Source organism: Pseudomonas sp. GW821-FHT03A09 (assembly GCF_059421065.1).
Genome location: NZ_JBWKUX010000017.1, coordinates 1 through 14,122, shown reverse-complemented (window position 1 = coordinate 14,122; position 14,122 = coordinate 1). Strand labels below are relative to the sequence as shown.

16 protein-coding genes are annotated in these 14,122 nt (G+C 56.5%); 10 read left to right on the top strand and 6 right to left on the bottom strand.

Going from position 1 to position 14,122, the window contains the following annotated elements; genetic code table 11:
* Positions 1–172 precede the first annotated feature (172 nt).
* Together AC07V4_RS24355 and AC07V4_RS24350 are read left to right on the top strand one after the other, a co-directional pair.
* Entirely contained in the window at positions 173–988 is an 816-nt protein-coding gene (locus AC07V4_RS24355) for a M949_RS01915 family surface polysaccharide biosynthesis protein (protein ID WP_492638490.1), read from the top strand.
* Between the two features lie 115 nt (positions 989–1,103).
* Positions 1,104–2,018 (top strand): site-specific integrase, encoded by a 915-nt coding sequence (locus tag AC07V4_RS24350; RefSeq protein WP_492638491.1) that lies wholly within the window; start codon positions 1,104–1,106, stop codon positions 2,016–2,018.
* A 6-nt stretch (positions 2,019–2,024) separates the two neighbouring features.
* Here AC07V4_RS24350 and AC07V4_RS24345 read toward each other — a convergent pair whose 3' ends face one another.
* Positions 2,025–2,288, bottom strand: coding sequence for a DUF2790 domain-containing protein (locus AC07V4_RS24345; RefSeq protein ID WP_492638492.1), 264 nt, complete (start codon positions 2,286–2,288; stop codon positions 2,025–2,027).
* Between the two features lie 119 nt (positions 2,289–2,407).
* Positions 2,408–3,604 (bottom strand): multidrug effflux MFS transporter, encoded by a 1,197-nt coding sequence (locus tag AC07V4_RS24340; RefSeq protein ID WP_492638493.1) that lies wholly within the window; start codon positions 3,602–3,604, stop codon positions 2,408–2,410.
* Positions 3,605–3,802: 198 nt separating this feature from the next.
* On the opposite strand from AC07V4_RS24340, the gene rbsK reads away from it, so the two are divergent.
* The 3 genes from rbsK to AC07V4_RS24325 are packed head-to-tail and all read left to right on the top strand — an operon-like array spanning position 3,803 to position 7,123.
* Positions 3,803–4,723 (top strand): ribokinase, encoded by a 921-nt coding sequence (gene rbsK, locus AC07V4_RS24335; RefSeq protein WP_492638494.1) that lies wholly within the window; start codon positions 3,803–3,805, stop codon positions 4,721–4,723.
* 28 nt (positions 4,724–4,751) lie between these two features.
* Entirely contained in the window at positions 4,752–6,080 is a 1,329-nt protein-coding gene (gene fucP, locus AC07V4_RS24330; RefSeq protein WP_492638495.1) for an L-fucose:H+ symporter permease, read from the top strand.
* The gene (locus AC07V4_RS24325) at positions 6,077–7,123 is read left to right on the top strand and encodes an aldose 1-epimerase family protein (RefSeq protein WP_492638496.1); all 1,047 of its coding nucleotides are present in this window, start codon (positions 6,077–6,079) and stop codon (positions 7,121–7,123) included. Before fucP ends, AC07V4_RS24325 begins: the two co-directional genes overlap by 4 nt.
* Here the strand turns inward: AC07V4_RS24325 and deoR are convergent.
* Positions 7,120–7,878, bottom strand: coding sequence for a DNA-binding transcriptional repressor DeoR (gene deoR, locus AC07V4_RS24320; protein ID WP_492638497.1), 759 nt, complete (start codon positions 7,876–7,878; stop codon positions 7,120–7,122). The genes AC07V4_RS24325 and deoR overlap by 4 nt on opposite strands.
* A 128-nt stretch (positions 7,879–8,006) precedes the next feature.
* Here deoR and deoC point away from each other — a divergent pair, with 128 nt between their 5' ends.
* Positions 8,007–8,690, top strand: a complete 684-nt coding sequence (gene deoC, locus AC07V4_RS24315) for a deoxyribose-phosphate aldolase (protein WP_492638498.1) — start codon at positions 8,007–8,009, stop codon at positions 8,688–8,690.
* Positions 8,691–8,752: 62 nt separating this feature from the next.
* Here the strand turns inward: deoC and AC07V4_RS24310 are convergent, their stop codons facing one another.
* A complete protein-coding gene (locus AC07V4_RS24310) occupies positions 8,753–9,190 on the bottom strand; it encodes a hypothetical protein (protein WP_492638499.1) in 438 nt (145 codons plus the stop codon).
* Between the two features lie 347 nt (positions 9,191–9,537).
* Here AC07V4_RS24310 and AC07V4_RS24305 point away from each other — a divergent pair, with 347 nt between their 5' ends.
* Together AC07V4_RS24305 and AC07V4_RS24300 are read left to right on the top strand one after the other, a co-directional pair.
* Positions 9,538–10,371, top strand: a complete 834-nt coding sequence (locus tag AC07V4_RS24305; RefSeq protein ID WP_492638500.1) for an oxidoreductase — start codon at positions 9,538–9,540, stop codon at positions 10,369–10,371.
* Positions 10,372–10,397: 26 nt separating this feature from the next.
* Complete coding sequence (locus AC07V4_RS24300) at positions 10,398–11,336, top strand: AraC family transcriptional regulator (RefSeq protein ID WP_492638501.1); 939 nt, start codon at positions 10,398–10,400, stop codon at positions 11,334–11,336.
* Between the two features lie 116 nt (positions 11,337–11,452).
* Here the strand turns inward: AC07V4_RS24300 and AC07V4_RS24295 are convergent, their stop codons facing one another.
* Positions 11,453–11,758 carry a hypothetical protein gene (locus AC07V4_RS24295; RefSeq protein ID WP_492638502.1) on the bottom strand — a complete coding sequence of 102 codons (306 nt, stop codon included), beginning with the start codon at positions 11,756–11,758 and terminating at the stop codon, positions 11,453–11,455.
* 313 nt (positions 11,759–12,071) lie between these two features.
* Positions 12,072–12,257 carry a hypothetical protein gene (locus tag AC07V4_RS24290; RefSeq protein ID WP_492638503.1) on the bottom strand — a complete coding sequence of 62 codons (186 nt, stop codon included), beginning with the start codon at positions 12,255–12,257 and terminating at the stop codon, positions 12,072–12,074.
* Positions 12,258–12,502: 245 nt separating this feature from the next.
* Here AC07V4_RS24290 and AC07V4_RS24285 point away from each other — a divergent pair, with 245 nt between their 5' ends.
* Together AC07V4_RS24285 and AC07V4_RS24280 are read left to right on the top strand one after the other, a co-directional pair.
* On the top strand, positions 12,503–13,756 hold the full coding sequence (locus tag AC07V4_RS24285; RefSeq protein WP_492638504.1) for a tyrosine-type recombinase/integrase: 1,254 nt from the start codon (positions 12,503–12,505) through the stop codon (positions 13,754–13,756).
* An 11-nt stretch (positions 13,757–13,767) separates the two neighbouring features.
* On the top strand, positions 13,768–14,049 hold the full coding sequence (locus tag AC07V4_RS24280; RefSeq protein ID WP_492638505.1) for a hypothetical protein: 282 nt from the start codon (positions 13,768–13,770) through the stop codon (positions 14,047–14,049).
* The last annotated feature ends 73 nt before the right edge of the window (positions 14,050–14,122 follow it).

Below are 14,122 nucleotides of genomic sequence, written 5' to 3'. Positions count from 1 at the left end.
AAAACTCGTTTTTTTGACAAATAGACAGCCAGGGTTCAGCTAAGTGACTGACGTGCCAAGGGATACCTTTGCAGGGCGAACGCCTGGCGATTTTCATCACACATTCAACAATCTTCTCTGCATTGGCCTTCAAGTGCCGGTAAAGTAAGCCATCTCTTGCCAGGGTACTCGGATGAATAGCGTGCAGCTTTTTCGCGGCCAGTTGCGGCCCGCGTTGATGGGATCGTTGATGGGGTTGTTGTTGACCGTGGGCTGTATCACCACTGTGCGAGCCGACGATGGCGTGGCGTTGACCACCGTCAACCAAGTCCCGGATGGCGTCGAAGTGCGCGGCAAACAGGTCGCGGCCTATACCTGGGACGACCGCCAAGGCAAGAATCTGCTGGTGCTCGCTGAACAGGTCAGCGAACGAGACGATGACGGCACCCAGTCGGCCTTTGTCTATGCCGCCCAATATTTGCTCGACGGTGACCATCCCAAGCGGGTCTGGATGCTGTACGACGATGTACAGCATTGTGAGTTCGACGCCGGGCTGCGCTTTGACATGGCAGCCACCAAGGTCACTGACCTTGCCGGCGATGGCATTACCCAGGCTACGGTGGGCTATTCGCGCACCTGCACCAGCGATGTCAGCCCTCGCGAGTTCAAGTTGATCATGCACGCGGGTAAATCCCAGAAATACCGACTGCGCGGCGTGGATCGCGTAGGCGCCAGTTGGTGGGACGAAGACGCCGGTGCCTTGCGTGGCATGCCGCTGCCTGCCGACTGCAGCGTCGCCGCACAACAGGCACTGGTGAGCCAGTACAAGGAACAGGGCACCGAACTGCCGCTGCCGGGCTGTTATAGCGATGAGAAGGATTTCGCCAAGGCACCGGACAGCTACCTGGCATTCATGCGCCAGCATTGGTTTGCCCTGATGCAAAAACAGGACGCCGATTGGAGCCAGTCCCAGACCCAGCCCCAAGACCCGGTTGAGGACGATCAATAGCCTGTGATTTTGTGCCAGGGCCGATCCTGCGTTAGACTCGGCCTTCGCCAATTCACTAAATATCTCGATTAAACAATGGCTTGTCCGAGGTATTTAATTCAAAGGCTGAACTGTTTTGATTGAGTCTATCCGCAACCCGCTGACCCTTTACCTCACACGCCTGGCCCCCTCCAGCCAACTGACCATGCGTTACGTGCTGCAAGATGCGGCCGACCGCCTCGGTTTCGAGGACATCAACCTCGAAGAGATCGATTGGCACCTGCTGCAACCTGAACACGTCATCGCCCTGGTGGCAGCCTTGCGTGAAGACGGCTATGCGCCAAACACCTCATCCTTGTATGTGAACGCGGTACGTGGGGTGATGAACGAAGCCTGGCGCATGAGCCTGATCAGCCAGGACCACCTGCTCAAGATGCGCTCGGTCAAGGCCGCATCCGGCACGCGCTTGGGGCAGGGGCGCAACCTGCGCCGTACGCTGATCCGCGAATTGATGGAAGTGTGTGCCGCCGACCCACGCCCACAGGGCCTGCGGGATGCGGCGGTCATCGGCATGTTGTATGGCTCGGGCATGCGCAAGTCGGAATCGGTCAACCTGGACCTGGCGCAGATCAACTTCGACGAGCGCAGTTTGCGTGTGATCGGCAAGGGCAATAAAGAGCTGATCAAGTACGCTCCAGAATGGGCCTTCTCCAAGTTGCAGGCGTGGCTGGCATTTCGCCGCGAGCAGCTCAAGGACGGGGAGGAGGACGATACCTTCCTGTTTAACCGGATCCGTCGGGGCAGTCACATCACCCGCGAGCGCATCACCAAGCATGCGATTTATTACATCGCCCGTCAGCGCGGAGAGCAGGTGGGGGTGAAGATCATGCCCCATGACTTCAGGCGCTCCTTCATCACACGGGTGATTGAAGAGCATGACCTGTCGATTGCACAAAAATTGGCGCACCACACCAATATCCAGACCACGGCCAGTTATGACATGCGTGACGACAATGAGCGGCGACGCGCTGTGGATCGCTTCGATCTGTAGGTGAAATCAACTGTGTGGGCAGGCGTCGCCGACTCGGATGTAGTCCAGTTCGTGACGTACTCCCTGGCTATCGACGTAAATCACATGCCCCTTGACTGGTCCGCATGTAGTTGTCGCTGCATTGGTGTTGCGTACAGCCTTCGCGATATCCAGGTCTTCGGAGTAATCGTCGGCCTGATTGACCGGCGTAGTGACGCCCGGGCCTGGGTCACTCTGGGCGGCGGCGAGGGTGCTGAACAGGCTCAGCACGGCAATAAGCACATAACGCATGACGACCTCCAGCACCCCATCGGTGGTGGTTTGACTGTGGTTGCCATTCTATAAAGCCTGGCCGGCGGACCTGAACGGATTCCGGCCAATAGCGGATATCAGTGAAAACGATGTCAGGTCTACGCGCTTGCCAAATGCGGCGGCAGGCGGCGTAAGGTCCACAAGGTGACGAGCATGGCAGCCACCGCACACAGTGCGATGCCAATCAACATGGGCGTCGGGGTGTGATCGGCAAACACGCCAACCAAGGCCATGCACACCGCGCCAGTGATCATCTGGATCGCGCCCAGCAGGGCTGACGCAGAGCCCGCCACCGCGCCGTGATCCTCAAGGGACAAGACCCCGGCGGCCGGCAACAGCAGGCCAAGAAAACCAAAGCCGATGAATAGCAGGCTCATCATCAAGGCCAAGTGATTGCCCCACGCTGTCGTTACCGCCAGTAAACCCAGCACGCTGGCGACTGCGATCACAGACCAGCGAATCAACGGTGCCAGCCCAAAACGCGCGCTCAGGCGCGCCGTGAGTTGGCTCATCGTAAAAAACGATGCGGCATTGAGGGCAAAGCACAGGCTGAATTGTGTCGGTGTCAGGCCGAAATACTCGATGTACACGAACGGCGCACTGCCAATGAACACAAAGAAAGTGGCCAAGCCAAAACCACTGACCAGCGACAAACCAATGAATACCGGGTCACGCAGTAACGCCCCATAACTACCGATGGCATTGCCCAGGGTTTTGCCCAAGCGGCGTTCGGCCGGATGGGTTTCGGGCAACTGCACGATAGTCATCACCAGGCACAACGTCGACACCACCGCCAGCACGACAAACACCTCGCGCCAGCTCCAGATCGAGATCACCACGCTACCGGCCAATGGCGCCAGGATCGGCGAAACACTCATGACCAGCATCAGCAACGCCATCAAGCGTGCGGCTTCATGACCGGTATACAGATCACGGACAATCGCCCGCGGGATCACCATGCCGGCACACGCACCAAAGGCTTGCAGGGCGCGGAAGCCAATGAGCACTTCAATCGTAGGGGCCAGGGCGCAACCGACGCTGGCCACGGCGAAAATCACCAAGCCTGCATAAATGGGAGGTTTTCGCCCGAATACATCGCTGATCGGCCCGTAAAACAACTGGCACACCCCGATGATGATAAAGAACACCGTGAGGCTCATTTGTACTGCCGTCGGTGAAGCGTGCAGGCTGGCCCCTAGGGTGGGCAGGGCCGGCAGATAGCTGTCGATGGCGAACGGGCCGATCGCGGTGATCAACCCCAGCAGCAAGGCGAGGTGGGCAATACTTCGGGACATGTTCAGTTCCGGGCGGTGCAAGGCCGCCCAGCTTAAGGGATCTGCGTGAATCCGCAATCAACGGCATGGAAAGGGTTCGTAGGATTCATTGATCCATCACCACAAAAAAAGATTGAATATTCACACCTAATGTTATTTAAATAACAAAACAAGAGCGCCACGACCTGCCTGGCCGTGCCGCAATAAGGTGGAATAGCAATGAGCAAGATCGCAGTCATCGGCAGCAATATGGTGGATTTGATTACCTACATCGACCGCATGCCAGCCCAGGGCGAAACCCTGGAAGCCCCGGGCTTTGCCTTGGGTTGCGGCGGCAAGGGGGCCAATCAGGCGGTGGCGGCAGCCAAGCTGGGTGCCGATGTATTGATGTTAAGCAAAGTCGGCGATGACATGTTTGCCGACAACACATTGGCCAACTTCCAGCGCTTTGGCATCAACACCCGCTACGTTCAGCGGGTGCCGGGGGTTTCCAGTGGCGTTGCACCGATTTTTGTACAGGCCGACTCCCACAACAGCATCTTGATCGTCAAAGGCGCCAATGCGCATTTGACGCCGGCTGACATCGACGCGGCGGCGCAAGACTTGCGTGAGTGCACGTTGATCGTGCTGCAACTGGAGATCAGCCTGGACACGGTGTACCACGCCATCGAGTTCGCCCATCGGCATCGGATTGCAGTGTTGCTCAACCCCGCACCCGCGTTGGCCGGCCTGAGTGCCGAACACTTGGCGAAACTGGATTTCCTGATCCCCAACGAATCTGAACTGACCCTGATTACCGGCCATGTCGTGGACTCGCCGAACGCTGCCCGCCCGGCAGCACGAACCCTGGTCGCCAGCGGCATTCGCCACGTGATCGTCACCCTTGGCGAGCACGGTGCGTTGTACGTCGGGGAGGAGGGTGAGTTCCTGGTGCCAGGCCAGCGGGTGGTTGCCCGTGACACCACCGGTGCCGGTGACGCCTTTATCGGTTGCTTCATTCAACACTGGAACTGCAACGGTGATATTCGCCAGGCCATGGAGCAGGCGGTGGCGTATTCGGCGTGCTCAGTGATGGCACTGGGCACCCAATCCTCCTATCCCGACAGCGAAGCGTTCGCCCATTTCCAGCAGCAGCGGTAACACCCTCAACCCAGCCCGGAGAACAATAATGAACAAACCTGCGCTGCAACAGACACCCGATGGCTTTTACCTGAACCGCACGCCCTGGTTCGCTTTTATCCTGCTGTGTAGCATCTTTGCGCTGTGGGCTGCGGCGGCGAGCATGAACGATGTGTTGATCGCTCACTTCAAGAAAGCGTTTTTGCTCAGTGATTTCCAGACTGCCTTTGTGCAGTCGGCGTTTTACCTGGGCTACTTTTTCGTGGCGATTCCAGCGGCCATGGTGGTGCGTCGCTTGAGCTACAAGAGCACGATACTGATCGGGCTGTTGCTGTACATGTTCGGCTGCCTGCTGTTTTTTCCAGCGGCGTCCACGGCCAAGTACGGCATGTTCCTGCTGGCGCTGTTTGTGATTGCTGCCGGCCTGTCGTTCCTGGAAACCGCGTGCAACACCTATTCGACACTGATGGGCCCACGGGAAACCGGAACGCGGCGCTTGAACATCTCGCAGACTTTCCACCCCTTCGGCGCCATGGCCGGGGTGTACGTGGGCAGCTTCGTGATGTTCAAGGACACCGACGCGACCACTGAACAACTGACACAGATGAGCGCCTCCGAAGCGGCGGTGCAGCAGTTGCAAATGATCCAGTCCACGCTGCTGCCCTACAAGTGGATGATCGCGGTGCTGGTGCTGATGTTTATCCTGATCGCCATCACCCGGTTCCCCGCCTGCAAGGGCAATCAGCCCGCCGACAGCAAGCGCGGCAGCCTACGTCAAAGTCTGGGTCGATTGTGGCGTAACCCGCGCTTTACCTTTGGCGTATTCGCGCAGTTTCTCTATGTCGGCGCGCAAGTGGGTGTGTGGAGCTTTACCATTCGCCTGGCCATGCAAATGGGCGGCATGAATGAGCGCAGCGCGTCCTGGTTCCTGCTGACTACCTTTGCCGCTTACTTTGTCGGCAAGCTGATCGCCAACCTGTTGATGCGACGCCTGCACCCGGCCAAGGTCTTGGCGATCTACGGTGTGCTGTGCATTGTGCTGCTGGCCTACACCATCCTTGTGCCGAACATTTCAGCGGTGTACGCAGCGGTCGGCGTGAGTATTTTTCTCGGACCTTGCTGGCCAACCATCTACGGCCTGACCATCGATGGCCTGGGTGAAGACACCGGCGTCGGCGGTTCATTGCTGGTGATGAGTATTGTCGGTGGCGGCGTGATTCCGATCTTCCAGGGCCTGTTGTCGGATGCCAGCGGCGGCAACATGCAACTGGCCTACAGCGTGCCTTTGCTGTGCTTCATCGTGATCGTTATGTATGCGCTCAAATGCCTGCGCCAGTCAGATCCATTGCCGGCAGGTGCGGCGGCGGTGGCCTCATGAGCACGCGTATCCCGTTATACCGGGCACTGTTCGACGGGCAGGAAAAGGTCATTGTGCAATCGAAGGATTTCACCGTCAGTGCCTGGACCTATTCATCCGGCGTGCTGGCCCTGAGTTTGGAAAACAGTCGAGGACGGCTGGTGGTGCTGCCTTATCAGGGCCAGATGATCTGGTCGGCCGTTTTCGACGGCTGCGACCTGACCATGCGCAACCTGTTCGAGCAACCCCGCCCCAGCCTGAGCGTTATCGACACCTATGGTTGCTTTATGTTTCACAGCGGCCTGCTGCGCAACGGCTGCCCGGCGCCGGAGGACACCCATGCCTTGCACGGCGAGATGCCCTGTGCGCCCATGGACACGGCGTGGCTGGAAATAGGCGAAGGTTTTGTACGCCTAGGTGGCACGTATCAATATGCCAAGGGCTTTGGCGATCGCTACCAAGCGTGTCCCAGCGTGACACTGCGCGTTGACTCGGCCCTGTTCGATATCGACATGCAGGTGACGAACCTGGCCGGCAAGCCTATGGACCTGATGTACATGGCCCACATGAACTATGCCTATGTGGACGGCGCGCGGTTTGTCGAACCTCTCGGCATGCAGCGAATGCGCCTGCGTACCAGCGTACCGGACCACGTCAAACCGACACCGGACTGGAGCGCCTACATGGCGCAATTGGCCGACCATCCGGAACAGTTGGCCAGCCTTGCAGCGCCGGCACTGTACGACCCCGAAATTGTGTTTTTCTTCGACGACGTGGGCACAGATGCCAACGGGCAGGCGCATTTTCTGCTGGATCACCCCAGCGGCGCCGCGTTTTACACCCGTTACCGTCCCGAACAGTTTGAACACGCCGCTCGCTGGATACTGCATACACCAGACCAGCAAGTGGCGGCATTCGTGCTGCCGTCAACCTGCGAGCCCGAGGGTTATCACGCCGAAAAAGCCAAAGGCCATGTGCGCCAGCTGGGCGCCGGGGCCAGCGCTTCGTTCAGCGTGACCACCGGCTACTTGAATGCACAGGAACGCCAGACGTTGCTGGGTTAAACCAGCAATTGCGTGCCATGAGCCTTGATGACGTCCTTATAAGTACGGGGGATTTTCTTGTCGCTGATCACGTATTGGAAGTCTTCCAGGGTGGCGAAATGCGCGGTGCGCACCGTGTCGAACTTGCTGAAGTCGGCGAGCAACACTCGTTGCTGGGCCTGGCGCAGGACCTTTTGCTTGACCTCGACTTCATTGAAGTTGAAGCACGTCACACCGAACTGCTGGCTGACACCCGCAGCCGTCACGAAGGCCCAGGTCAGGCGCACGTGGTCGAGAATGCTGCTTTCGGCGCTGCTCTCAAATACCTGGTTCTTGCGGTGGAAGGTGCCGCCGCACAACACGATGTGGCAGTTGGGCTTGTTCTGCAGCTTGAGCAGTACGTTCAGCGAACTGCACACCGCGGTGAACTCCAGCTCATCAGGGATGAAGTCAATGACAAAAGGCGTGGTGGTGCCGCAGTCGAAAAATACGGTGTCACCCGTTTGAATCAAGCGGGCGGCGAGCTTGCCAATGCGGCGCTTTTCTTCGACATGACGCGTGTCCTGGTCGGCGACTCGGTACTCACCGGCCTCACTGCCAATCCGGGTGATATAGCCACCCAGCAGGCGCAAGTGATCGGTGAAGTGGTTGAGATCGCGGCGCAAGGTCATCTCGGAGACTTCCAGCAGCGCGGCCATTTCCCTCAGGTGAATGGCGTTCTGGTCCTGCAGGGCTTGTTGGATAAGCTTGAGTCGCTCGGCTTTTCTACTGTCCACGGGTATTCCAGGGCTTGAATGTTGTTGTTAAATAAATAACACTAAATGTGATTGTAGTAACGAATTAACGTGAGCGCCGTGACACGCGACACTCGATCATTGGCAACATACAGGCAAGGGCCCGTTAAATGAACACACTTCAACCCGCAGCATTGGCGAAGTACATCGATCATACCCTGCTGGCTCCAGACGCCTCCCGTGAACAGATTCGCACCTTGTGCGAGGAGGCCCGGGAACATGGCTTTTACTCGGTGTGCCTGAACTCGGGGCAAGTGCCTTACGCCGCTACGTGCCTGACCGACGACAGCGTGGTGATTTGTGCCGTCGTAGGCTTTCCCCTGGGCGCCGGCCTGAGTGATACCAAGGCATTCGAAGCGCAACGGGCGATTGCGGCCGGGGCAGGGGAGATCGACATGGTGCTCAACATCGGCTGGTTGAAGGAAGGGCTGCTGGAAGCTGTGCGCGATGATATTGCGCGGGTCCACCAGGCCTGTGGTGCCGTGCCGTTGAAAGTCATCCTGGAAACCTGCCTGCTCACCGATGAGCAGAAGGTCCAAGCGTGTGAAATCTGCCGGGAGCTGGGTGTGGCGTTCGTCAAGACGTCCACTGGGTTCAGCCGAAGCGGCGCCACGCTTGAAGACGTAGCATTGATGCGCAAGACCGTGGGAACCGGGGTTGGCGTCAAGGCGTCCGGTGGTGTACGCGATTACCCGACGGCAGTGAAGATGATTGAAGCTGGAGCCACTCGCTTGGGCAGCAGTTCGGGGATTGCGATTGTCGGTGGAGCAATGACGGCGGCGAGTGGTTATTGAAGGCTTTCATATCCCTTATACCTAAGCTATGGCTTAGGTATAAGAGCAGGGTGCTCATCCGTTTATAGAGGGTACCACGGATCGCCACCGTTGGCACTTTCCAGTATTTTCGGGAAATTACGCTCAAAATTCCAGCCAGAGGCCACTGCGGTCATGGTGGTTTTGCAGGCGGGGTTCTTCTGCGAGAGGACCACATTCATGTAGTACTGGTTGCCATAGATCGTCGGCGCCCACAGCACCATATCGCTTCGTTGCGCATTGCTATCAACTTTCAAACTGATGGTGTTGACGAGTGTCCCGCCCGTTGTGGGGTCGGTGATTTGCGGATGAAAGCAGTGATTCAAATAACCTTGAACGCGCTTTTCGACCACAGAGCGTTCTTGCGCCAGGCAATACTCGGGGCTGGTCACGCCGGTGTTGAGCAAATCGTCCTTAGTGTGCGGATGCAGTGAGCAGCCGCCAAGCAACAGAAAAACGATCCCTGTGAATTTCTTGTGCATCGTTGGCGTTGTATCGTCAGTTGTTGATATCAGTCATTTCTCAACTTTGGAACTGAAGTTGCCTGACTCAGGTTCCCCGCTTGGCTAGTCCATACGAAGATGGCCGGGTGATCCTCGGCTCGTATAACGGTCTTTCGAGCCCCATCGTTGCACCGCCAATGACGTACCTCGTGGTCACGCTGAAGGATGGTGAACGCTGGACGCTCCTCCCGCCATTGGGCATGACGTCGCGTTGAGGGCAAGCAGAGCAAGACTGATAGAAATAGGCAAACCTCCTAGATTATCCGGCATAGGTCGCCAGCGTTTGCTTGACTACCATCGGTACTCATCAACCGAGAGGAATCTCCATGAGTACTCACAAAACCCTGTTCATCACCGGCATTAGCAGCGGCTTTGGCAAGGCGCTTGCGACGCAAGCGTTGGCTGCCGGCTACCGTGTCATTGGCACCGTGCGCAATGAGGCTGCCCTGCAAGCGTTCGAAGCGTTATCAGCGGAGCGCGCCCATGGGGTGATTCTGGATGTCACCGACTTTGAGCGGATAGACAGCGTCGTCGCAGCGATGGAGACTCGCTATGGCCCGGTAGATGTCCTGGTGAATAATGCTGGATACGGCCATGAGGGCGTTTTCGAAGAGTCGCCGCTGGAAGAAATGCGTCGTCAGTTCGACGTCAACGTCTTTGGTGCTGTTGCAGTGACCAAGGCCTTCGTGCCGTACTTCCGCCAACGGCGTAGCGGACACATCATCAACATCACTTCCATGGGCGGCACCATCACGATGCCGGGTATCGCCTACTACTGTGGCAGCAAATTCGCGCTCGAGGGTATCTCCGACACGCTGAGCAAGGAGCTCAGGCCGTTCAACATTTTTGTCACGGCCGTGGCCCCTGGCTCGTTTCGCACCGATTGGGCCGGCCGCTCCATGCAGCGTACGCCGCGCAGCATCGCCGACTACGATGCCAGCTTTGATCCGGTGCGTCAGGCGCGCGAAGAGAAAAGCGGCCAACAACTGGGGAATCCGCAAAAAGCCGCGAAAGCCATGTTGCAGTTGATCGCCAGCGACAACCCGCCAGCCCACCTGCTGCTTGGCAGTGATGCGCTGGGTTATGTGCGTGAAAAACTGGAACAGTCCCTGCGCGACATCAATCACTGGGAAGCACTGACCCGTTCTACGGATGGTTAAGTTTCGTGAAAGCGTAAGAGGGGCATATGAATCATTGTGTAACGCGAACACGGCGCATGGTCCAACTGATGGAGCAGTTGGCGCCGCTGGAGGGTTATAACCTGAGCGAGCTGGAAGACATACGCTTCTTGCGCTCCAATCGGCCGCTGACCCGCACACCAGTGCTCTATGAACCTGGCATCGTCATCTTGTGCCAGGGTCGCAAGCGCGGCTATCTGGGGGAGGAGGTTTACATTTACGACAATCAGCACTACCTGGTTGTGTCCGTGCCCGTGCCGTTCACCATGGAAACTGACGCCAGCGAAGAGGAGCCGATGCTGGCGGTATACATGCGATTGGATTTCAAGCTCGCTGGCGAACTGATTCTGGAAATAGACGAAAAATCTGGTCCGACCAATGAGCCTCCCAAAGGGATGTATTCCTCGCCGATGGATGAGATGTTGCGCGAGTCTACGCTACGCTTCCTCGAAGCGATGAGCCATCCGGTTGAGGCGCAGATACTCGGCCCGTCGTTAGTGCGCGAGATTTACTATCGCATCATCGTGGGCGAGCAGGGGGGGAGCATGCGTGCTGCGCTTAGCAGGCAAGGCCATTTCGGAAAGGTTACTCGAGCCATTCGCAAGATACACAGCTGTTACCAGGAGCGGCTGGATGTCGAGTGCCTAGCTCAAGAGGCGAGTATGAGCGTGCCCAATTTTCATCTGCACTTTCGCACAGTCACCAACGCCTCGCCTATGCAGTATCTAAAATCGACCCGACTGCATCAGGCAAGATTATTGATGCTCCGTGACGACATGTCTGCTTCATCTGCGGCTTTTAACGTGGGCTATGAGAGCGCCTCGCAGTTCAGCCGAGAGTTCAAACGCTATTTCGGCCGCACGCCGCATGCAGAAGTCGAGTGGATGAAGGCAACTTATTCGCTACCTGCTCCAGCGCAGCCTTCGATCTATGTATCTTCGCATTGATCCAGTCTGCTGAAGCGATTAATTATAACTAAACTAAATAGTCATTTAGTTTAGTTATATGGTTTATTGCTTTCGTAGGGCAGGGCAGCAGGCAAATTCCACTTTCAAATTAAGCCTCAGTCTCTTCGTTTTCCTACGACTATAGCGCCGCGGTTGATCGAGAATCCTACATCACCTACGTAGGTGCCGTTCGATGCAATAGAGCTTTCCGATGTGCCCAGAGAAATCGGAAGGATGTTTACTACGTCATAACCTTCGGCATCGTATTCGTTGTAGACGGTTGCGAGCTGTTTCGCCATTTCTTCGACATCTACGGTTCTTGGGTCATAGACCTCTTTGGTCGACATTCCCAAAATGCCGCTGGAAACCTTTTTAGTTTTTAGGGCGCTGTAGAACCAGGTGGTAATAAATTTTTCCGACATTGATAGCTCCTTGGGTTGGGCGTTTAGGGTTCTTCGTTGAACCCAACGGCTCCAAGGTTATCACGAGAATTGATGGCTATAGGATGGCACGCACTTACGTCAGGGTTATTGTGCCGTCAGGTTGTTTTGGCATGTATAGCTTGTCACCGGTGGTCAAACCGATAGCAGCCAGAAGATCGTCAGGCAAAGGTATGATCAGGTCGCCAGTTCCATCGGCGGCGTCTTCGCTGGTGACGACCCAGCGTTTATTTCAGGGCTTTGTGTGTTCATATTTTTCCAGGTATCAAATGACACAAGCAGTTTCCCTGAGCCGCTAAGGGACCGGAATTTCGTGTACATCATCTTTGCGAGACTTTCCGGCGAAGGCCGATTCCTCAACCTTTGCAAAAGCATCGATTGCAGCAGCGGTGAAAAAGCTCTTGTACCTGGGCGACTTTTGCAGACGTGCAAGCTTGGCTCGGGCTTCAGTTTTAATACGGCTGTTGGTTTTGGTGGTCATGGTCGAATGCCTCGTGGTTGATGACATTGTAGTGAGGCGGTGCCAGGCTTCAAATCTGATCACGTGAGCCCCTCACGTCCTTATAGGACTGTTCGCATAATGTATATTATGTTAAACTAGATGCCATGTTAGAAATGTTCATGAGGCTCATAAGGTACTGATTCGACAAACCCGTTTCTGACGTCCATTCTCTCAACGGGCCATGTCTTCGTGTTCATGGCGAGTCATTCAATGTGGTGCTGCCGATGAAACTGATTCAGTGCCGTTTCTCTTCAGGTCAGCGTGTGCCGTTGCTCGTGCAAGCTGGTTACGCAGCGCCGTTACCCGTACTCATTCCGTTCATCTACGTCCAACTTAAACTCAGGCACCGCGCTTACAACACGGCTGCGTCGCACCTGCGCGCGATCCAAGCTTTCTATGCCTATGCCAAAAGCCGAGATCTGGATATCGATGAGGCCATCTTGTCCTGCCACTTTGAGGCAATTCTGTCTTTATTAGACGGTTACGCAATCTGGCTCCAAAGCGGCCGTCAAGCCGATAATCTTGTCGCCCGAATCGGCAAAGCTACAACGGCACCTTTTCCACAGATTGATCCGCGCACCCGTGACCAGTACCTGCGGTTGCTGAAGCAATACCTGTCCTGGTGTGTCACCCGTTACATTCCGCGCGCACGTCAGAACTCAACCACCCTGGCTAACATCGAAGTTGTATTTGCAGATGTCGCCGACGTCATTGAGCGGCGCTTTGAGAGCCATATCATCAATGCCCGTCCTGACCGCTCTCGTTACCGCAGCCTGACAGATACCCAACTCCAGATCATTCGCGCATTGATTCGCCCGGGCTCCGCGGAGAATCCGTTTCCGGAACGGCTGCAGTTGCGCAATTGGCTAATGATTGAATTGCTGCTGGAGACCGGTATCCGTCGCGGAGAGCTTCTGAAACTCTACACCACCGATATCAATCAGGGTTCACAGCATGCTTATCTCAGCATCAATGACCGCGAACATGACCCAGGAGATCCGCGCGCTGAAGAGCCTGCACTGAAAACACACGGCCGGACCGTAGGCATCTCGGCACAGTTGTATGAGGTCTACGAGCGCTATATTCAGAGCGAGCGACGCCCAAAGCGTGACGGAAAACCTATGAAATTGCTGTACCGCTATTTGTTCATCTCGGATCGAGGCCGCCCGCTGTCGATCCGCGCGTTGTCGAACGTGCTAGATCGGCTGTTTCTGACCATTGAACTGGCTCATCAGGGGTTGTTGCCTACACTTTCTGCGCATGACTTTCGCCATACCTTTGCAGATCGGTTTTTGGCTTACCTGGTCGAAAAGCGTGGGCATGACCTCGAGCGCGCCACGGACGAACTCCGACGAGTCTGCGGTTGGTCTGAGACTTCGACGATGCCACGTCGTTATGCAAGTCGTTATTTAGCCGAGTCGGCCAATCTCCACAACGTCCAGCGAGCGTCGGCAGCCTGGAGCCGACTTGACTGTTAAGGAGGTTCGCCGTGACCATATCAGTTGATCAAGAACACGCGTCACCCTCCTCCTCTTTGCCAGTCTACGTGTTCAAGGGGCCGGCTCAGGTTGCGATTCGAACTCGCACCAATGATCAGCCAAAGTACGTCGATACCCGTCTACCGGCATGGACGTGGTACGACGGTGGACTCGCAATGACAATCGACTGGGCTGCGCTCCATCTGAATTCTGACATCATGCAAATCGCCAAAGCGTTCGTTGCATATGCACTCGAAAAGTACGCACCGGTGACGGCATTCAAAGCATCCTGAATCGCCCCTAGTTTTGTAGACACCTCCATGCCTTAAACTGAGGCCCATTAGGAGGTGCCATGAGCAACCCGCG